The following is a 20,815-nucleotide window of genomic DNA, read 5'->3' on the forward strand; positions in this document are numbered from 1 at the left end:
GCTCCGGTTGTTATGCAAACTGATACAAGCGGGCCGGGGTGTCGACCAGGATCTGCCTGCGCACGCCGTCGTCTGGCGCCCACTGCTTCAACAGGTCAAAGAGTACGGCGTCATCTGGCTTGTGCTTCTCGGTGGGGTGCGGCCAGTCACTGCCCCAGATCACCTGAGATGGGGCGGTTTCGACAAATGCGCGAGCAACGGTGGACACATCGGCATAGGCTGGCGCGCCCGTTGCGGTGTCCATGTACGCGCCCGACAGCTTCACGTACGCCTTGCCTGTGCGCATCAGACCCGCCACAACGCCGAATGCCGGGTGGCTGATGCCAGCCGGCTGAGGAATGCGGGCCAGGTGATCGAAGACGATGGGCGTAGGCAACCGTTGCAGCATCGCACTATGGGTCGCAATCTGCTCGGCGCTCATCAGGATCTGGATATGCCAGCCAAGCGGGCTCACGCGCCGGGCCAGCGCTTCCAGCATCTCGGGGGTGGTCATGCCCCACGATTGCGCCGAGACGAAGTTGACCCTCAGCCCCGTCACCCCGCCATCGCGGAGCCGGTACAGCTCCGCGTCAGCCACATCGGCGTCAACCACGGCAATACCTCTGGCGCCATCGCCAAGCTGACGCAGTGCGTCGAGCGTGCAACGGTTGTCAACGCCATACGTGGAGGGCGTCACCACCACAGTGCGTGATGTGCCGATGCGCTTCTGGAACTGGCGGTAGGCGCTCACCGGTGCCACGGGCGGCGGATTCTTCCAGTGCGGCGACGGCGCGAAGCGCGGATCATAGATATGCATATGACAGTCGCACGCGCCTTCGGGTGCCGCCAGCGCGGGCGGCTCGTCTCCCTGTGAGTGCAGCACCGCCTGCCGGTCTGCCGCCCGCGAGAACGGTACGGCACCGGCCATGGCCAGCGATGCGGCAACAAACCGGCGGCGCGACCATCCCTGCGGTCGCATGCTGTCAACCATGGCTTACTCCAGCGTGATGTTGGCCGCCTTGCCAACGCGGCTCCATTTGGCGATATCCGCCTTCTGGATCTCGGCGAGCCGGTCGGGCGCTCCACCAACCACGTTGATGCCCAGCTTGCCCAGTTGCGCCTTGATCTCGGGATCCTTCAAAGCCTTGTTGATCTCGGCATTGAGCCGCTGGACGATGGCAGCAGGCGTGCCAGCCGGTGCAAAGACACCCTGCCATTGTTCCGCCTCGAAGTTCACAACGCCCGCTTCGGCCATCGTCGGCACGTTCGGCAGGCTTGGCACCCGCGCTGCGATGGCCACGGCCAGCGCGCGCAGCTTGCCGGCCTGCACGTGCGGCAGAATCGGTGCGGTGGGCGCGAACATGAAATCTACATGGCCAGCCATGACATCCTGGATCGCCGGGACGTCGCCCTTGTAAGGGACATGGTTCATGCGTACGTTTTCCTGCTGCTGCAGCAACTCGGCCGACATCTGCAGGATCGTACCGTTGCCGCCCGACGCGTAGCTCACGGTGCCCGGGTTGACCTTGGCGGCGGCCACCAGTTCCTTGACGCTCTTGTAACGGCTGTTCGGCCCGACGATCAGCACGCTTGGGATGGTCCCCAGCAGCGCCACCGGCGTGAACGACTTCACCGCGTCATATGGCAGCTTCGGATTCAGCGCAGGATTGATGGCGTGGGAGGCGGTCGATGCCCCCAGCAACGTGTAGCCGTCCGGCGCGGCGCGGGCCACGAAGGCCGAGCCGATGGCGCCGGTGGCGCCGGGGCGGTTCTCGACCACGATGGTGGTATGCAGCGCCCGCCCAACGTTCTGCGCGATCAGCCGCGCCAGGATATCGGTCGTGCCACCCGCCGGGTACGGCACGATGTAGTTGATGACCTTGCCGGCAGGCCAGTCCGACTGTGCGTGGGCCGCGCCCACGGCAAACGATGCGGCGGCCAGGCACACCGACATGCCCAGCTTGCGCACGCGGTCCGACAGGTGAAGCGATTCGAACATGATGTCTCCAATTTTTCTTTGCGGGACAACTCAGGCCGGGACAAGGTCCTCGAACCCGTAAAGCGATTGCGGATTGCGAACCAGCACCTGCTGCGCCGTGTCGGACGATCCACACCAATTCAGGAACGTGCGCAGGACGGCGGCATCGTCGACCGGCTGGCTGCCCCTGGCCTGCGCCGAGGGGTGCGGCCAGTCCGATCCCCACAGCATCCGCTCCGGCGCCAGAGTCAGGTACCGCGCCGCCAGCGGTTGCATGTCGCCGTAGTGCGGCGCCCCTTCGAGCGATTCGATATAAGGACCCGACAGCTTTACCCATGCCTTGCCGGCTGACACCAGATCTGCAATGACGCGGAAGCCTGACTCCGCCTGCGGCTTGCCGAGGGGTAGATGGCCGTAGTGGTCGAACACCATCGGCACTGACAGAGCAGCCAGCATGCCGGCCGCGTCGGGCAGCCATTCGGAGGGCAGATTGAGTTCGACGTGCCAGCCGTACGCGGCAATCCGCGCGGCCAGCGTGGGCAACTCGTTAAGCGATACCGGCGCGGGCAGCGTCAGGTTCAACCGGATGCCGCGAATTCCGGCCCGATGCAGCCGCGTCAGTTCATCGTCGGTGACGTCGGCGACCACCACGGCCACGCCGCGTGCACACCGGCCCAGCGCCGCGACGGCATCGGTGGTGCTGGCGTTATCGTTGCCGTAGGTCGAAGGAGTTACCACGATCACGCGCTGCGTGCCCAGTACAGGCTGGACCCTGCGGTAGTCGTCGACCGATGCATTGGCGGGCCGTAGCGTCGCGCCCGGTGCTACCGGATAGCGGCTGTCATAGATATGCATATGGCAGTCGCACGCCCCGGTGAATTCGACGACGGGGATCGGCCCGGTGTTCATGCCAAAGGTCCCCCATGCACTGGGGCGCCACCTTCCTGCATTTCCGCGCACAGGATCGATCCGGTCGTGGACTCGGTCATCAGCAGCGTCTTGCCATCGGCCCCGCCGAAGCACAGATTGGTCAGCGATGCCCCCACCGGTGTGCGAATCACCTCGACCGGCTCCGCACGATGGTTAAGCACCCATACGTAGCCAAGCCCGGGATTGGCCACCAGCAGGAAGCCGTCGGCGCGCATGGCCAACCCGTCAGGGCCGCTTGGCCCATACGATGTAAAGAACTGGCCGACCTTGCTGACCGAGCCATCGGACTGTAGCGGCACGCGCCACACGCAGTTGCCGCGTGTCATTGCCACGTACAGCACCTTCTCGTCCTGCGACAGGACCAGCCCGTTCGGGCTGGGCGCATTGGCCAGCAGCACGTCGAGCTTGCCATCGGGCGCCAGGCGATACACGCGGCCGGTAGAGTCGTGCATGCCGGTCTGGCCCTGGTCCGTGAAGTAAAGGTTGCCGTTCGAATCGAAGGTCAGATCATTCACGCCCCGGAAGCGCTCGGAGTTGCGGCGCTCCAGGAAAGGCGTGAGGGTGCCGGTGCCGGGATCCAGCCGCATCAGGCCGTTGCGGTAGTCGGTAATCAGGAAATCGCCGCCCGCCAGCCGCTTCATGCCGTTGGGCTCGCCGTCGAACTCGGCCACCAGATCCCAGTCGCCCTGCAACGACACGCGGAAAATCCGTCCATAGGGAATGTCGGTCACCCAGAGGTGGTCATCCGACCAGACCGGCCCTTCCAGGAACGAATCGGTGGGCGCCCCGCCGCGATTGGCGAGCGACCAGGCGTTATCCCGATCCCTCCGACGAAACGATTCTGGCAGTCGTGTGAGCACGGTCGCATCCCTAACGACAGGTCGCGCAAGCAGCAGCATCGTGGGTCTCCGGTTATTGTTTTTCGATATTGGCCTTCTGTGCAACGGTAGCCCATTGCGCAGTTTCCTTCTGGATCAGTTGTGCAAAGGCGCTGCTATCCAGATTCCCAGGCTGGGAACCCATCTGCGTCAGGAATTGCTTCATGTCGGGCGATTGGAGCGCCTTCTGCACCTCCGACTGCAGGCGGGCGATGACTTCCTTGGGCGTGCCCTTCGGTGCAGCCAGGCCAGACCAGTTGAACAGGTTGAAGCTGGGCACACCGGCTTCCGCAAATGTCGGAACGTTCGGGAACACATCGACGCGTTGCTTGCCGCTGATACCCAGCAGCCGCATCTGGTTGCCCTTGACCGGCGCCAGCGCGGTCGGCGTGGATACCACCAGCAAATCGACGCTGCCGCCCAGCATTCCAACCATGGCTTCGCCAGCACCCTTGTATGGCACGTGCATCAGCTTGATGCCGGCCGCCTGCTGGAAGGCTTCGGCGGCAAAGTGCGGCGAGCTGCCGGGGCCGCCCGTTCCAAACGTCACCTCACCTGGGTGCGCCTTCGCATAGGTGATCAGTGACGCGAGATCCTTGAACCGCGAATCGGCCTTCACGCCGACCACCACCGGCGAGAACGCGAACGGTGCGATGGGCACCAGTGCAGTCTGGTGGTCCCAGTTCAGTTTCTTGAAAACGTAAGGCAGTGTCGTATACGAATTATCGTTGGCCAGCAGCGTGTAGCCATCCGCCGGTGCGTTGACGACCTGCGTGGTGCCGATCGTGCCCGACGCACCAGGCTTGTTTTCGACCACAAAGCTCTGGCCCATCTGCACGGTCAACTTCTGCGCCATCTTGCGCGTCACCACATCGACAGCGCCGCCAGGCGGATTCGGCACGACGATCCGGACGGGCTTGTCCGGGTAGGCGGCCAGTGCCGGTGTGGCCACGCCGGCGGCGGGCGAGATGACGGTGACCAGGTAGGCCAAACGGAAAAATGCGCGATGGAACATCGTTGTCTCCTGGCACCTCTGGCGGGTCTGGCCTGCTGCCCGACCCGCCGGGGTGCCTGTTTCTATCTGATGAAACCTGAGGGTCTGCTTACACCGAAGCGACACTGTCTTGCAGTACAGCCAGCACGTTGTTTGCCGCGCCAACGCCCATGTTCACGTAAGCCGCATCGCTGACACCGCCGATGTGCGGCGACAGGATAAGGTTTGGGATTTGCTGGAACGGATGGGGAACGGTCATCGGCTCGACGGCGAAGCTGTCCAGCCCGGCCGCGTAGAGCTTGCCGTTGGTCAACGCCTCGGCCAGGGCCGGCTCATCGATCAAGCCGCCGCGCGCCGTATTGACCAGGATCGCACCGTCCTTGAACTGGGCCAGCGTCTCGCGGTCCAGCATCCCGCGGTTCTCTTCGGTCAGCGGGCAATGCAGCGACACCACATCGGACTCGCGATAGAGCTGCGGCAGGTTGTCCACCGGCGTCACACCGGCGGGCACGGCCTTGGCATAGGGGTCGAACGCGATCACGTTCATTCCTAACGCCAAACCGGTCGCGGCGGCGCGACGACCAATCTCGCCCAGGCCCACGATGCCCAGCGTACGACCGTTCAGCTCGATGGACTTGTGGGTCGACTTGTCCCAGTGGCCAGCGCGCATACGGTCATTCAGGTGGGGCACCGCCTTGGCGCAGGCCAGGATCAGCGCCCACGCATGCTCGGCCACAGCCGCAGCATTCGCCCCGACTGCCGCCTTCACTGCAATGCCGCGCTCGGCGGCCGCCTTCTGGTCAATCACGTCGATGCCGCTGCCGTGCTTGGAAATCACCTTAAGCGAAGGGGCGGCATCCATGATCGTCGCGCCTACCTTGCCGTAGCGCACGATGATCGCTACCGGGTCCTTTTCCCTGGCCAGTGCCAGCACGGTGCCCTCGCTGCACTGCTTGCCCGCGAAGGTCACCTCGAAGTCCTTCAGCAGTTCAAGCGCCTGCGGCGCTAGGTCATTGCCTGTGACCAGCAGAGCGGGCTTCTTCACGCCGCTCACAGCGATTCCCCCTCGGCCAGCACGCCGGCGGCGCGCAGTTCCTTGTCCAGCCAGCCCGGACGCAGCTCGCCGGCCTTGATGGCGGCGATACGCTTTGCTTCGGCGTCCACTTTCTTCTGCGCCAGTTCCAAAATCGCGGCAACGTCTTCGCGCGGGATAACCACCACGCCGTCAGCATCGCCTACGATGAGGTCGCCCGGATTGACTGCCACGCCCGCCACCGATGCCGGCCAGTTCACCAGGCCGCCAATGGCCTTGGTGGGACCGCAGGGATTGGTCCCGGCCGAAAACACCGGGAACTGGCCATTGGCCAGTTCATGCGAATCGCGCACGGCGGCGTCGATCACGAAGCCGGCCACGCCGGAAGCCTGGGCCTGCGTCGCCATGATTTCGCCGCACAGGGCGGCGGTCTGGTCGCCCTTGCCATCGACCACGATCACGTCGCCCGGCTTCGCGATAGCCAGCGCCACGTGGAACATGAGGTTGTCACCGGGACGCACCTCGACGGTCAGTGCCGGACCGCACACCTTCATCGCCGGCGACAGGCCCTGCACCCGGGCGTTCAGCGTGCCGCGACGGCCGACCACATCCGCCAGGATGGCGGCCTGGAACTTCGAAGCACGCTCTACCAGTTGAGGGGAAACACGCTCAAGATCCCGACGGATCGCGGGGGATGCTTTGGCTTGGGTGCTCATATACAACTCCAGATGTGACGGACAAACAAAGAGGATCTGCTGGTTGCAGTTACTTTGTGGAACCGGTATTCCACAAGCTTTCGAACTTGCCGCGCTGCGTGGTCATGTGCTGCGTCCACGCCGCGCCGGACAGATAGGAGATACCTCGCGCCTCGTTCACGGCGCGGGCCAGGAATTCGGGGTCTTTGGTCGTTACCTCAATGGCGTCCTGCAGGCGCTTCGCAATGGCTGGTGCCAGTCCGCGCGGCGCCGCGAAGCCTCGTTCGGACGAGATCGTGATGTCGAGCTTCTGTTCCCGGGCTGTTGGCACGTCCGCCACGACGCCCGTTCGACGTTCAGTGCCAAGTTGCGCGAGCACCTTCACGTCCTTCGACGCGCGGTCGGCTTCGGTGAATTCGGTGGTGCTCATCGCCATGACGTCGATGTGATGGCCCAGGAGGCTGGTCTTGGTCTGCGACGTTCCGGCAAAGGGGATGTGGTTGACCCTTGGCGCCGGTGGCCTGCTGGAGGGCCAATGCAGCCATATGGCCGTTCGTGCCGATGCCGTTGCTGCCCATCGACAGGCCTTCCGGATTGCCCTTGAGCTGCTTGACCAGATCGGCCATCGACGCCAGCTTGCTGTCGCCAGCGACCACAAACATGGTTGGGTCATCGATGACGCGTGCCAGGGGCACGATGGCGGCCGGATCGTATTTGGGCTTGCGCTGGATGGGAATCGTTAGGAAAGAAGGCGTCGAAATGATGCCAATTGTGTAACCGTCAGGTGTGGCCCTTGATAGCGACAGGTAAGCAATTTCGCCGGAGGCGCCCGGCTTGTTGACCACAACGATGCGTGCCTTCCCGCCCAAGTGCTTTTGCAGGAACGGGGCCATCGCACGCGCAAGCAAGTCGGTACCACCGCCTGCGGCGAATCCGACATAAACCTCGATGGGCCGGTCCTCTGGCCACGCTGCCTGGGCCGACACTGCAATCATGGCCATTGCAGCGAAGAGAAGAGCACGGGATCGAACTGCTCGCATGGGGTCTCCGTTTTTGCGTTGTACCATATACAACTGCGTTTCATAAATTTGAAAGAACTATAGTCGCTCCAAGTTGGCGTTCCACTAGGCGTTTACCCGTGTACGATACAAAATTACGTTGTACACAGTACAATCATCAAAACTGCGTCGAGAATGGAAAATGAGTAATCACGGGGTAGCTGCCGTTGAAAAGGCCCTCAGCCTGCTGGATTGCTTCCGACTTGGTTCGGAAGTTCTGTCTCTCGCACACCTGTCGACGGCGTCGGGAATGCACAAAACGACCGTCTTTCGGCTGCTGAACTCGCTGGAAAGGATGAGCTACGTGGTGCGCACGGCCGACGGCCGTTACGCGCTGGGCCCGCGCCTGCTCTATCTGGGCAAGCTGTACGAGCAATCGTTTCAGCTCGGCACTGTCATCGTGCCTGTTTTGCAGGAGCTAGCCCTAGCTACGCGGGAGAGCGCGTCGTACTACGTGCTGCACGGCGACGAGCAACGCATGTGTCTCTATCGCGCCGAGCCCAGTGAGGGCCTGCGAGAAACGCGTCTGCCCGGCACGATCCTGCCGCTCGATGACACTGCGATTGGTTCGGTACTCAAGTACTGGGGTAAGGGGGAAGCCTCGTCATATCGTGATGAGCAGTTGCCGTGGTTCACTTCGGGGGTGCGCGACGTGTACACTGCGGCGTTTGCAACGCCGCTCTTCGGCTCAGGTGACAAGTTCCTGGCTGCCCTCACGCTCTCCGGGCCGGCGTCGCGGCTGCAGGCAGCAGAGCGCTCCGAAATCGCGCGCGTTCAGCTGGTCGTCGCCGCAAAGCTCTCGCGGCTCCTGGGCGCAAGTTCGGCTTGGTGCGAGCAGATCTACAACACATCGGCGCTCACACACGACTGACGAGCTGCCGTTACGCATTGCCGCGCCGGATGGCACTCTGCCGCCGATGGCGGCCTGCCGCATCCCTCATGGTCAGATTGCTGATAGAGCCGGTACAGGTTCCACTGCCGCCGGTTCGAACATGAGTGGCCGAGGTGGTCGGTCAGAGACAGCCATGGCCTGGTGGTCGGCAGCCGGCCGAACCGGCGATTTCCGGTCAGTCGTGCTAGAGCTCGCCAACGCTGGAGCTGGCCATGGCTGCAACACCGTCCACAGGCATCGGCCTTGCCAGTGTCTATCTCTGCCCTGCGTCGGGCCCGAGAATTGCGGCCGCGCGTATCGTTACATCGTCGCCTGGAAATTGGTGGCTACACGCTGGTGCAGATAGTCCTCCGCACTAAGATAACGCTGTCATGCCCTTCCTCCCAGATTGTCCCCTGATAGTAGGAATCGGCTTTACCGATCTTGGCACACGTGACTTGGCCCCCAGGCTACGGGCCGTTCCTTTCGACATTACGCTGGAACAATGGATTACAAAAGGTCTCCAAGACGGCTCTTCAGCACCTTCTGCTGTAGTCTCCGCAATGGCGGCCTACTGAAGCGCTAATTGCATGGCGATTAATTGCATTTAATGCGAACAGTCCACTAGAGGCCCGCACTACCCCCGGGAGCGCCAAATGGCGCTATAGATACGACCTAAATAGCCCTGGCCCAATAATTGTGCGCAGCCGGATCAATAATCACATTCACTTGTACTGCAATGGGCATCGACTATGTTGGAGCCACAGCGAGACAGACGGGCGTCTTGCGCGAAGGGCATATTGCGATAATCGGAGAGGGGGACGCATCATGGGTGTACAACTCAACCATACGATCGTCTGGTGCAGCGATAAAGAAAGATCGGCAAGGTTCCTCGTGGCCATTTTAGGGCTGCCAAGCCCCGTCCCCTTTGGGCAGATGCTGGTCGTCCAACTCGACAACGGTGTCTCGCTCGACTTCTTCGAGCGCGATGGCGCGATTTCCATGCAGCACTACGCATTCCTGCTCAGCGAGGAAGAGTTCGACCGCGTCTTCGCACGCGTTTGTGACAGAGGAATTCAGTACTGGGGGGACCCCAGCAAACAGCGGGCCGGCGAAACCTACCTGCACAATGGCGGCCGGGGAATGTATTTCGACGATCCTGACGGTCATTTTCTTGAGGTGATGACCCGCCCTTACGCGATTGGCGGCTAACGCGCGATCCGATCCGAGTCCTCCATGCTAATGAGTAGATTTCTGCGCAGATCGAACCGGTGGCGGCGGAAGCGTAGATCATCACACGCCCGGGCAGCCGCTGTCCGACGTCCAGCGGAGAGCTTCAGCGAGGACCGGGTTCGGCTGTGGATTCAACTGGCCGACGCAACGGTCTGACGAACGTCTGCTCTACGAGCATGAACAGACGCTGGTTCGGCTTCGTGATCGATCCCGATCACGACAAGGTCTGTTTCGGCCCGTTTCGCAGCCTCTACCGGCATTCACAACAAGCCACTTAGCTCGCACTAAAGCCTGTGACGGAGCTTGATACCGCTTCATTGGCATGCGCTCCTCATGAGCTCCAGTTTGCCAAGCGAGACGCTGCAGGAAGTCAATATGTCAATGAGTCGGTGCGCGCACGCATCGCAACTGTACCCTCGCCACGTCTCCGATTGACTCGTTACGTAGACCTCAGCGCTCGGCAAGAAATTGGTGAATCTGCGCGACCACCGCCGCACCTTCTCCTACAGCGGACGCGACCCGCTTATTGGAACCGCAGCGCACGTCGCCAACGGCGAACACGCCTTCTACGTTGGTTTGCAATTGGCAAACCGCCTTATTGTCATGAGGAACATCGCCTCCCGTCAAAACGAAACCGTTGTTGTGCAACTTCACGTCACAGCTCTTGAGCCACGAAGTATTTGGGTTGACCCCAATGAACAAAAAAATTGTTGCACGGTCATTGTCCCTTCAATGCACCAATACCTCGATAGCGTACGGATTCCAGATGGTGATTTCCTTCGAGGGCGACGAGTGCCGTGCCCGTGTGCAAAGTGAGGTTAGACAACGCTCGGACACGCTCGATCGGGTACCGCGACATGCTGTAATCCAGGCTGTCCACCCTGATAAACATGTGGACGTGGGCAGCTTGCGACGAGAGGAAACACTGCAGCCTGGCCGGCGAGCAGATTAAACTGCCGGTCCTCGGCACCGTTCCCACGGCCCGGATACCCTCGCACTCCTGGTCGGTTGTGTCAGCTCATAAGCTTCCGCGTTGGGCTCAAGAATTCTCGGAAGCACGCGTACGCGAAGTCCGGTGGTTGGCGAACAGGGGATATCGAAACTTTCGTTGAGTGACACAGAAGGGTCGGCAAGAGTCTTTTTAACGCTATTTCCTTAGCTCTGGAGTGTCAGACCCATCAGCCGGCGGCCGCAACCATGGAGGCGAAGACAAGTGTTCTGCAAGGTAATCGGCTAGCGCGGTGACCTTTGCAGGCCGAGTTCGTGCCGATGGTGTGACGAAGTACAGTCCGCCCCGTGTCAGGCTCCAGCCAGGCAGGATCGCCTCCAGCCGCCCATCGGCCAGATATTCGCTCGCCATGAATTCCGGCAACTCTGCAATGCCCTGCCCCGCTAGCAGCATCGGTAGAAACGCTTCCGAGTTGGTCACGCGCAGCGGCCCCACCGGCGTCACCGGGTGCTCCTCACCCGCGCCATTGGCGAAGCGCCAGACGTCGCCACGCGCCCGGTAGGCATACGAAAAGCATGGTCTGCCAACGAGATCGCGGGGATGGGCCGGGCGACCGAAAACGTCCAGGTACGCTGACGACGCCACCAAGATCTGTGAGACCCGGCACAACCGCCGGGCGATCAGCGAGGAATCCGGTAGTGCGGCAATGCGCAATGCCGCGTCAAATCCCTGGGCGACGATGTCGGTGGTGGCATCGGACAAGTGGAGATCGATGGAGACCTCGGGATAGGCCTGGAAGAACGCCGGGAGCAGAGGCGCTACCCAGCGCACGCCAAAGGACATCGGCACAGCAAGGCGGATGAGGCCACGTGGCTGCGTCGACATTTCCCTAGCGGCACTCTCTGCCTCTTCGGCCTGCCGGTAGATGTCGCCCGCTTTTTCGGCAATCGTCGCGCCGAACTCCGTCAACGCCAGTTGCCGTGAGGTGCGATTGAATAGCCGTGCGCCTAGCCGCTCCTCCAGCCTGGCAACGCCGCGCGACACGGTGGCCACGGACACGCCCATGACGCGCGCCGCCGCGGCAAACGACCCCTCTTCCGCCACCTTCGCAAACATCGCCAGCCCTTCGAAATCAGGAAACTTGATCATTTCATTTTTGCAACGATGATTTGCGATCAATTCTATTTCGAAATGATACGTCCGTCGATATGCTTCCTACATCGCCTCCCGCGACTAAACATCAACGACATCAACCGATATCAGGCAAGGAGAATCACCCATGACCCGCAGACTCGAAAACAAGATTGCACTCGTTACCGGTGGCACGAGCGGCATCGGCCTGGCCACTGCCAAGCGGTTCGCCGCCGAAGGTGCGCACGTGTATGTCACCGGCCGCAGGCAGGCCGAACTCGATGCAGCGGTCGTAGCCATTGGCAACGCCACCGGCGTGCGTGTGGACTCGTCGAAGCCTGAAGAACTGGATCTGCTCTACAAGCAGATCCGCACCGAGAAGGGCCGGCTCGATGTGCTGTTTGCCAACGCCGGCGGCGGCACGATGGTGCCGCTTGGCGACATCACCGAGGCCCACTATCACGACACCTTCGACCGCAACGTCAAGGGCACGCTGTTCACCGTGCAGAAGGCATTGCCGCTGCTCTCCAGCGGCGCGTCAGTGATTCTGGCCGGTTCCACCACGACCATTGAAGGCACCGCCGCTTTCAGCGTCTATTCCGCCTCGAAGGCTGCGATTCGGGCGTTCGCCCGTAGCTGGATTCTGGACCTGAAGGACCGCGGCATTCGCGTCAATACGATCAGCCCGGGTGCCACGCGTACGCCCGGCTTGGTCGACCTGGCGGGTCCCGATGCCTCGCAGCAGCAGGGGCTGCTCGACTATCTTGCATCGCGCATCCCGATGGGGCGTGTAGGCGAGCCTGACGAGATTGCCGGTGCTGCCCTATTCCTCGCCTCCGACGACTCGAGCTTCGTCAACGGCGCAGAATTGTTCGTTGACGGTGGGCAGGCACAAGTCTGAGGATGTGAGGCAATGTTGGCCCGCGACGCCATGCTTGGAGATCAAGCGTGGCGTCGTGGCCGCAAGGGGAGATGGCGCGCCAGCGGTCGGTTGCCGGCCAGAAACGGTCGGACGCCAGGCGCTTTGAAATGACCTTAGTGCCGCGAACTCCAGTCATTCCGGCAGACGGGATACTAGGCGGGTCCGTCGTTTGCATTTCTAACGCTCATCCTTCTCAGGTAGCCAGTCACTTTCGATTCGCTCAACGAGGAGCGTATCGTTCCACGCTCCGCGTATTGGCAACTTCCGCTGCTCCTCGCTAATCGATCCGACCTTCCACTCCTTTTCGCCATCCCAGAGCCACCAAGTCTTCACTTTTCCGATTACCGGGTCAACTACCCCCGCCCGAAACAGGGGCGTCTTCTGAGCATGGTCTGGAATCTCGCAGTGTGCCGCTAACCGTATGACCCCGTGCCTCAATGCGGCGGTGACGGGAAAGAAAATCCAGAAATTCGTTTCTTGCTCGACAAGCAATTCCAAATTCTGGTGGCCATCCGGATAAATTCCAGGTAATACGCGAATCAGAGTACCCATGGGAGCGATCTTCTTCACATATTGAAAGTAAGCCTCTCCCTTGGAGGTACTTATGCCGAAGACACTACCAGCTTTCAGTGCCATTAGAACCCCGGATATCCAACTTTCTTCAGCAGTGCCGCTCCTCGAATCAGAGCCCCCGCATATGCTGGATTGCTTTCCGCAATACTATTGATCTTGTTCATCAAAGATCCTCCGTTCTTCCCCAATCCGTTTGACTCGATCAACACTTGTTCGACAGCCCGAGCATCGGCGCGAGATATACCTTGTAGCCCCGGAATCGCATCGATCTCAATCCCCTTTTGTGAGATATGCGCAGCCGCACGCGCCGTAAGATTATCTGTGATTCCGACATATTGGGTCTTGCCATCAGGCGCCGTCGACGTATAGACCGTTGTTTTCCCAGTTGTCGATCCTGCGTCGTTCGCATTGGCGCCATTCTTCTGCGTTTGAGTAACACCAGAGGCTACATCCCCTTCCGCGCCAGCCGCCGAACCAAACCGAATTTGCCCGCCGCCACCGCCAAGGCTACCGCCCTCCAGCGGAGGAGTGTAACGACCATTGAGCTTGTCCGAAAGCGAGTTATTCAGCGACTCGTTCTGCGCAGCCAGCGACGCAGCCGTCGCATTTGTTCCAAGAAATGCACCGGCAGAACCGCCAATGAGTGTTGCCAGAGCGACCGTCGCAGCGTTGTAGCCCGTGTTCTCGTACTTGATCGTCTGCGTGCCGTCGCCGTTGTCCACAACGGTCTCGCTACCGTCATATAACGCATCCCGGATCAGGGGTGCCGCAATCGCACTGGCCGCGCCACCAATGGCACCACTAGCGCAGTCAGCTCCCATCGCACTTTGTGCAGCACAACCCAGCGCAGCGTGGGCGGCAACATTCTGCAGCGTTAGCGGATCTGTGGAGTTACCAATCGCGTTAGCGCCCAGAGCGGCTGTTTGCGCCACAAGGTTATTCAGGAACGCCTGCCCAAAGCTGCCGCCGTTGAAGGCGGTATTGACTCCGGCGCTGATCAGGCCGGTACCGACCATACCGATGGCCTGTTGGTAAATGGTGCCTGTGGCGCCGTCCTTCGCGGCCTGTAGCACGCCTCCGGCCGTATTGCTGCCTGCGAGGTTCGCCAGAGTCTTAGTTCCCTCCAGCGATTTCCCCCATTCGCTCAAGCCGAAGCTGTTGCCGTCAAAAGTAATGCCGTTGGTCAGCCCGGCGGTCACCGCACCGATCAGGCCTGCCTGCGCAATTCTCCCGAAATTGAGCCCTTGCCCGGAGACAATCTGGCTCGCGAGGCTGCCGGCCATGCTGGACAATGCCGCCACGACCATTGCCTGACCGAGGGTCATACTGGCCAAGGCAACACCCATCGCGGCTGCAGCAGCGCCGGCCGTCACGATGGACGCCGCCACCGCCGCCACCATCGCCACAATCTGGCCGATGATGCCGAAGCCCTTCTTCTCCTTGATAAACCGCGTGTGGATGTCGTCGGCGACCGTGCCTTCCGTGTAGTTCAGCCCCAGGCTTTCCTTGAGCTGCGCGACCAGCGCGGCGCTGGCGTCCGCGTCGACCGAGCCGTCGGGGCGGGTCACACGGAACGCGTCGTTGATGGCCCGGATGCTATCGACTTCGATGTCCATGTGCATTGCCGACAGGAAGCCGCCGGGCTGCACCACGGTGCCGGTCACCACGTTCCAGCCGCCCTGCGCCTTGTACGCGTTGGTGCCGATGGACACCACGTTAGCGCTCAGGTCGATGCTCTCGGCCTTGACCGTCAGCGTGTCGCGCGCGATGACCTGACCGGTATTGCGAAGCTGGCCGTCGACGGTCAGCTTGATGTTCTCGCCACTGATGGTGCCGCCCGTAGGCACCGCCAGCGCCTGTGCATAGCCCTCAGGCAGATAGACCTGCGGCACGAGCGCATTGACGCTCGGGCAGATCGTGCTTGCCAGCGTGCATCGGGGGTCGGGCACCGCCTGTTCGACGTACCACAGCATCGGCGCGTCCAGCGCCTTCACCTGGTCCACGCTCAGGGCCTGGCCCAGCGCCAGATTGTGTTCCTTCGCGTAGTCAGCCGCGTTCTTGTAGAGGGCCAGCTTCTCCTGATCGGTCACCGACAGGTTGTTCTGGCTGTCCCACGACAGGCCGCTGATGAAGCTTTCCTGCCCGGTTTGCGCCAGCGCAGCCTGCTGCAGTTTTTGCGCTTCGGTATACGGGTCGTAATAGAACGTCACGTCGCCCGGGCGCAGTTCCGGCGGCAATTGCGCCAGCAGGCTGTCGGGCGTCACGCCAGCCAGCACGCCGGTAGCCGGGTTCGGGTTGACGTATTGCGCGCGGTCGTTCGAGGTCGTCGGCGTGGTCACCGGCGTACCGTCCGGCTTCGCATTGAAATGCCAGTCGACGGCAGGCGGTGTCGTTGCGGTCGGTGCGGTAGGCGTGGCCACCACCACGGGCGTGAACTGCCACGGCTCTGTGGGATCCGGAGTAACAGTCGCCGTAGGCGGCAGCGATCCGGCCGGCACCGGAGACGGGCCGAGCGGGATAACCTGTTGCGGCGGGGCGATCGGCGGCGTCGGCTGGTTCGGAGTGGTAATGCCGTTGACCATGGACGTACCGGTCAGGTCGACGGCTGCGCCCAGCAGATTGCCGGTGTTGACGATCTGCCCGCCGGAATTGACGGTCAACGAGTTACCTGCCTGGATGCCGGACGCAATGCTGCCCAGCACCGAACGGCCGCCGGTATCGTGCCAGCGGTCACCGCCGCTGCGGTCTTCCTGCCAGCGACCGATCCAGTCGGCATTGAGCGCGATGGCGGTGTTGTCCACCCCGCCGCTGGCCTGCACGTTGACATTGCGGCCACCGCTGATCAGCGCGCCATTGTTATTGAGGGATCCGGTCTGGATCGTGACATCACGCGCCCCGGAAATCACTGCGGCCGGACCGGCGGCGGCGTCCTCGGTGGCGCGGCACTGGCTGTTGCCATAGGTGCCGCCCGGATTGCAGCCACCGGCATATGCAGGATTCTGGCCGCCATAGTTCTTGTTCAGCTTGACCGGATCGACGGACTGGTTGACCAGCGCGGCCGCCGTGATCGAGACATCGCCAGAAATCGACTGGATCGCACCGGCCCGGTTGGTGACCGTGCCGCCGGTCGTGAGGTCCACATTGCCCTGCGCGGCCAGCGTGGCATTCAGGTTCTGCACGCCGCCTGCGTTGATGGTCAGCGAATTGCCGGCGGCAATCGTGGCAGGCGTCTGTTGCCAAGCCACCGACTGCACGGTGGGATTGCTATCGTCCGGACAGTCGCCACCTGGCACACAGCCGGCCTTCGTCGAAACAGTGACGTCGTACACCCCCTTGTTGGTGAAGGTACCCGGGGTCGTGATTTTGACGTTTCCAGCGGCGGCGATATCGCCCGCGTTGGTCAGGTCGCCGGTGCCGTTCAGGGCCAGGTTGCGTCCCGACGAGATCTGGCCCGCCTTGCCCAGCTCATAAGACACTGACGATTGGCTGGGCGTGACGACCTGCGCACCGTTGGCATCGATGCCGATCGCCATCGGCACCGCCGTGTACCGGGGGGCACCACAACTATCACCCGAGCAGGATGGCGGCAATTTGCCATACATGAGTTGATCGAAGCCGGACATGGAACTGCTGCCAGGCTGCGCCATAGCCTTCAGTTGCGCCATGAAGGCATTCAGGTCGGCCTGATTCACGGTATCCGTGACGCTGTTCAGCAGGGTGGCGGAGCGGCCGTTATCGAGACTCCCAACGTTGAGCGTGACGTCCTTCGCGCCCGAAATAATGCCACCCTTGTTCGACAGCGCGCCAGCCGTGATGCTCAGATCGCCGCCACTGACGATCTGGCCCGCAGTCCCATCCTTCTGACTGACGATGGTGCGGTCGACGGTCGGCAGCGCCAGGACCGGCACAGGGATATTACTGACGGCGTCACCCGAGCCCGGATCGGCACCCAGGTGCCATTGCGGCAAGTAGTAGGTCGAGCCGCTTTCTCCATCGCCATAGTGCGGGATGTAGCCAAGAACCGGCGAGATGGTCTTGCCGTCAGCGTTGCGCGCCAGGTCGCCCAACGTGACGTTGGTCGGCGGTCCTGTCGTCGTGTTCGCCGAACAGGACTCGCCGCTGCAGTCAGGGATGATCAGTGGCGCATAGCTGCCAATCACCGTCGAATTCACCAGCGCCTCGTTGGTGACCTTGCCGGTCGTGCTGCCTCCATCCACCGGCCCCGCACGGTCGTTGACCACGGCCCCTGCCGCGATATGCATGTCGCCGTTGGCGCCGATCACGCCGGCCACGTTGGTGACGGTACCGCCAATGTCGATCTTCAGGTTCCCGTTGGCCTGGGTCTTAGCGCCGGTATTGTCGAAGTTGCCACCCGTGATGGCGATATTGCCCAGCGCCTCTGCCACGCCTCGGTTGGTGTTGTTGCCATCCAGCGCCAGGTCGCCATTGGCGTGCAGCGTCCCCGTATTGGTCAGGTTGCCTGACGACAGCGAAACATTGGCGCCGCCGATGATCTGCCCGGTGTTGGTCAGGGCACCGCCAGTGGCCAGCGACAGGTCGCCCGCCTTTTGGATCGTGCCGCTGTTGCTGATGCCCTGGCTGGCGTTGAGTACGACACTGCCGCCGGGCACCGTCCACGTGCCGGTGTTGTTGATCGCCGGTGCGCCCAGCGTCAACGTGCCATTGGCGTCCAGCTTGCCCGTGGCCATGGCCGATGGGTCGAATACCTGGTTCGGCGCATTGAGCGTCAGGTTGTTGCCCGCCAGCACCTGACCACCGACGTTGTTGAAGCTGCCGTTGCCACCGAGCACCGTGAACGCGAGATTTCCGCTCAGCGGATTCTGGCCGCTGAGGTCGCCGGCAAACAGCGTGCCGCCCGAGTTGTTCACCAGTGCACCGGCCGACACCGTGAGTGTCTGGGCACCCGACAGCAGGCCGGCCGCATTGTCGAACGCGTTGCCAATCGTCGCATTGACGCTCTGCCCGCCCAGTACGCCCCGGTTGGTCAGGTTCGCCACGTTTAGCGTAACGGCATTGCCAGCCAGCGTCCCGGTGTTGGTCACCGTGCCGCCCGACACCTGCATCTGTTGCACTGCCGCCGTTCCGCCCGCGTTGCTGATGGTCGCGCCTCTCAGCGTCACGTTGGTCGCCGTGGTATCGCCGGTCAGCGTCAGGCCGCCCGTGGCGGCAACATCCAGCGTGCCGCTGACAGCGTTCTGCTGGCCCGGCGGCGCGCCTATCGAGACGTCGCCACCGCGCAGCGTGGCATCCTTGCCGATCCAGGTGAGGTCGCCCACCTTCAGCGTCCGGCCTGCCGACGCACCGAGATTCCCGCCCACCAGCGTGCTGCCAGATAGCGTCGCATCCTGCGCGGCCGTGACATTGGCATTTCCAAGACTCGTCAGCGACCCACTGATCGTGGCCGACCCCGCCGCAGCCGACACGCTGGCGTTTCCGCCGCTCGACAACTTTCCTGAAACGTTCGCGCTGCCGCCGGCAGTGATAGCGGTATTGCCGTCGCTGGTCAGAGCCCCATTGACGACAACGTTGCCAAGTGTCGCGGTGATAGCCGTATCGCCCGCGCTTTGCGCCTGGCCGCCCACCGTTACATTTTGCGCCGCCTTCAGCACGATGCCGGCGTTGCTTCCAATCTGCCCGCTGGTGGTAATGCTGCCAGTCTGCGCCGTGACCTCGAGTTGCCCCGTGGCCACGACCTGACCACCAAGGCTCACATCGGTACCCGCCTTCACGGTAAGCGTGCCAGGGGACACAACATTGCCCGCCGTGGTGACGCTACCGTCTACGCCGGTCAGCGACACATTGCCCGTGGTACTACCCGCAGCGCCGCGAATCGTCAGATTGCGCTGTGTAGCCAGGTTCAGGTCGCCGGCCGACACGACGCTACCGTCGATGACGGTATCCCGCGCTGCCTGAAGCGCGATAGTGCCCGGCGACGTTACATCGCCGCCCAGGCGGATATCGCCCTGCCCGTCCTGCCCCGCCGCCTTGACCACAATGCTGGCGCCGTTGATGGCTCCGCCCACATCCACATTGGTCGCTGCATCGAGCGCAACGGCGTCCTGTGCCTTGACACCACCCGCGCCACGGATGGCCCCGCCCGACGTCACGGTGACGCCGCGACCCGCTTCCAGCGTGCCACCCAGGGTCACATCGCCAGCCGCGTTGACCGAATAACCCGCCTCGGCGCTGCCGTTGCCGGACGCCTCCAGCGTACCGGCAGCGTTCAGCGCCGCCGCCTGCTTTGCGTAGGTGCTGCCCACCTTCACGTTGCCCGACGCATCGATGGTGAGATTGCCCGCCGACGCCGCGAGGTTGCCATCGGCGCGCACCCCCACACCAACGGCCGTGCTGACGATGCGGATCTGCCCGGCATTCATCGCCCCGAACGCCGTCGCATCGATGGCCAGGCCGTTCGTGGCCGAGGTATTCGTGGCCGCATTGTTGACGCCGGTAGGCGTCGTCGTGAACCCGTCGCCATCGGGCTTTACCAGTTGGCGACCCGCCACCAGGTTGATCTGGCGGCCGGCGTTCAGCGCCGCATCGACGCCGATTGACTCGCCGATCAGATTGATATTGCCGACCGTGCCTTCGATGCCGGTGCTGGCCGACCCCGGCGTCGGGTTGCCGATGTGGATGCGGCCGCCTTCCACCAGAAATCCCGCCGACGCGGCAGCATCGAAGCTCGTGGCGGCGCCCGTGGCCGAAAGCCACTGCGGCGTGCCGGTCGTCAGGGTGACCTGCGACGTGTTGGTGAAGCCTGCGCCGTTGGTAAAGATACCGCCCGGTGCGGCCACTACCAACCCGGCTTGTGCGCCGAACACCTCGACCATGCCGTTGATCTGCGCCGGCGCATTGCTGGTCACCTGGTTGACGATCAGACGCGCCGGCCCCGACGTTGCGAGATTGGCATTGGCCGCCACCTGGCCGCCCAGGAATGCGCCACCGCCGGTGGCGCTGTTGTTGAGGATCAGCCCGATCGGATCCACAACGAACGAGCGGTACTGGTTCAGCGAGATGCCCTGGGCATTCGGCGTGGTGATGCCCACGACAGGCACGCCGCCCTGCGGTGCGCCAGGGCCCGTCGTTACCGAGATCGTCGGCGTAAATCGGATCGGTGCAGCCGGATCCGTCACTGGCGCGGCCATGGCCTCTGCGGGGCCGAAGCGCAATACCACCGGCAACTGATCCATGGCCCAGCGCAGCAGCCCCTGCCGCACAGCGCCGACATGCGTGGCGAAGGCATCCACAGGCGTTGCACCGGCGCCGAGCACCCCTGCTGCCTGCCTGGACTGCTGCAGCGTGATCGACATCGGCCCGATCCACAGCGTCGTGGCCAGGCATGCCGCCACTGCACGCGCCGCCAGGCTGCGGCGGCCTCGGTCGGCCAGAGAGAGGTCAGCCAGGGACAGGTCGGCCGGCACGTCCGTAGGAACGTCAGCGGAGGTCGAGGAAACGGGGTACAGCGTGGCCGAGCGGTCGCGTTGCATGGTAGGGCTGAACAGCGTCAGACAAAAAACTTGGAACGGCAGCGTGAAACGCCGCCGGCGAATCGGGCGTAGCGAATGCGGCG

At 62.9% G+C, this 20,815-nt stretch carries 16 protein-coding genes; 3 read left to right on the top strand and 13 right to left on the bottom strand.

What is annotated here, in order from left to right; genetic code table 11:
* Positions 1-10: 10 nt before the first annotated feature.
* The 9 genes from EPAKOI_RS26550 to EPAKOI_RS26590 form a co-directional block, all read right to left on the bottom strand.
* Entirely contained in the window at positions 11-970 is a 960-nt protein-coding gene (locus EPAKOI_RS26550) for an amidohydrolase family protein (protein ID WP_423194656.1), read from the bottom strand.
* A gap of 3 nt (positions 971-973) precedes the next feature.
* The gene (locus EPAKOI_RS26555; protein ID WP_423194787.1) at positions 974-1,933 is read right to left on the bottom strand and encodes a Bug family tripartite tricarboxylate transporter substrate binding protein; all 960 of its coding nucleotides are present in this window, start codon (positions 1,931-1,933) and stop codon (positions 974-976) included.
* A gap of 75 nt (positions 1,934-2,008) precedes the next feature.
* Positions 2,009-2,866, bottom strand: a complete 858-nt coding sequence (locus EPAKOI_RS26560; protein ID WP_423194657.1) for an amidohydrolase family protein — start codon at positions 2,864-2,866, stop codon at positions 2,009-2,011.
* Positions 2,863-3,786, bottom strand: coding sequence for an SMP-30/gluconolactonase/LRE family protein (locus EPAKOI_RS26565; protein WP_423194658.1), 924 nt, complete (start codon positions 3,784-3,786; stop codon positions 2,863-2,865). The genes EPAKOI_RS26560 and EPAKOI_RS26565 overlap by 4 nt, the downstream gene beginning before the upstream one ends.
* A 13-nt stretch (positions 3,787-3,799) precedes the next feature.
* Positions 3,800-4,780: a Bug family tripartite tricarboxylate transporter substrate binding protein gene (locus tag EPAKOI_RS26570; protein WP_423194659.1), complete on the bottom strand. Its 981-nt coding sequence runs from the start codon at positions 4,778-4,780 to the stop codon at positions 3,800-3,802.
* An 88-nt stretch (positions 4,781-4,868) separates the two neighbouring features.
* Positions 4,869-5,813, bottom strand: coding sequence for a hydroxyacid dehydrogenase (locus EPAKOI_RS26575; RefSeq protein WP_423194660.1), 945 nt, complete (start codon positions 5,811-5,813; stop codon positions 4,869-4,871).
* Complete coding sequence (locus tag EPAKOI_RS26580; RefSeq protein ID WP_423194661.1) at positions 5,810-6,508, bottom strand: RraA family protein; 699 nt, start codon at positions 6,506-6,508, stop codon at positions 5,810-5,812. The genes EPAKOI_RS26575 and EPAKOI_RS26580 overlap by 4 nt, the downstream gene beginning before the upstream one ends.
* A gap of 49 nt (positions 6,509-6,557) precedes the next feature.
* Entirely contained in the window at positions 6,558-6,944 is a 387-nt protein-coding gene (locus EPAKOI_RS26585; RefSeq protein ID WP_423194788.1) for a tripartite tricarboxylate transporter substrate-binding protein, read from the bottom strand.
* On the bottom strand, positions 6,844-7,482 hold the full coding sequence (locus EPAKOI_RS26590; RefSeq protein ID WP_423194662.1) for a tripartite tricarboxylate transporter substrate binding protein: 639 nt from the start codon (positions 7,480-7,482) through the stop codon (positions 6,844-6,846). Before EPAKOI_RS26590 ends, EPAKOI_RS26585 begins: the two co-directional genes overlap by 101 nt.
* Before the next feature lie 205 nt (positions 7,483-7,687).
* On the opposite strand from EPAKOI_RS26590, the gene EPAKOI_RS26595 reads away from it, so the two are divergent.
* Together EPAKOI_RS26595 and EPAKOI_RS26600 are read left to right on the top strand one after the other, a co-directional pair.
* The gene (locus EPAKOI_RS26595) at positions 7,688-8,416 is read left to right on the top strand and encodes an IclR family transcriptional regulator (RefSeq protein ID WP_423194663.1); all 729 of its coding nucleotides are present in this window, start codon (positions 7,688-7,690) and stop codon (positions 8,414-8,416) included.
* A gap of 828 nt (positions 8,417-9,244) precedes the next feature.
* Positions 9,245-9,628 (top strand): VOC family protein, encoded by a 384-nt coding sequence (locus EPAKOI_RS26600; RefSeq protein ID WP_423194664.1) that lies wholly within the window; start codon positions 9,245-9,247, stop codon positions 9,626-9,628.
* A gap of 471 nt (positions 9,629-10,099) precedes the next feature.
* Here the strand turns inward: EPAKOI_RS26600 and EPAKOI_RS26605 are convergent, their stop codons facing one another.
* Both EPAKOI_RS26605 and EPAKOI_RS26610 read right to left on the bottom strand, forming a co-directional pair.
* Positions 10,100-10,303, bottom strand: a complete 204-nt coding sequence (locus EPAKOI_RS26605) for a hypothetical protein (protein ID WP_423194665.1) — start codon at positions 10,301-10,303, stop codon at positions 10,100-10,102.
* 493 nt (positions 10,304-10,796) lie between these two features.
* Positions 10,797-11,747, bottom strand: a complete 951-nt coding sequence (locus EPAKOI_RS26610; RefSeq protein WP_423194666.1) for a LysR family transcriptional regulator — start codon at positions 11,745-11,747, stop codon at positions 10,797-10,799.
* A gap of 130 nt (positions 11,748-11,877) precedes the next feature.
* Here EPAKOI_RS26610 and EPAKOI_RS26615 point away from each other — a divergent pair, with 130 nt between their 5' ends.
* Positions 11,878-12,630, top strand: coding sequence for an SDR family NAD(P)-dependent oxidoreductase (locus tag EPAKOI_RS26615; RefSeq protein ID WP_423194363.1), 753 nt, complete (start codon positions 11,878-11,880; stop codon positions 12,628-12,630).
* A 198-nt stretch (positions 12,631-12,828) separates the two neighbouring features.
* Here the strand turns inward: EPAKOI_RS26615 and EPAKOI_RS26620 are convergent, their stop codons facing one another.
* Entirely contained in the window at positions 12,829-13,287 is a 459-nt protein-coding gene (locus EPAKOI_RS26620; protein ID WP_423194667.1) for a hypothetical protein, read from the bottom strand.
* Positions 13,287-20,732 carry a filamentous hemagglutinin N-terminal domain-containing protein gene (locus EPAKOI_RS26625; protein ID WP_423194668.1) on the bottom strand — a complete coding sequence of 2,482 codons (7,446 nt, stop codon included), beginning with the start codon at positions 20,730-20,732 and terminating at the stop codon, positions 13,287-13,289. The genes EPAKOI_RS26620 and EPAKOI_RS26625 overlap by 1 nt, the downstream gene beginning before the upstream one ends.
* Between the last annotated feature and the right edge of the window lie 83 nt (positions 20,733-20,815).

It is taken from the genome of Cupriavidus sp. H18C2 (genome assembly GCF_049393795.1).
Classification (GTDB): domain Bacteria; phylum Pseudomonadota; class Gammaproteobacteria; order Burkholderiales; family Burkholderiaceae; genus Cupriavidus; species Cupriavidus pauculus_C.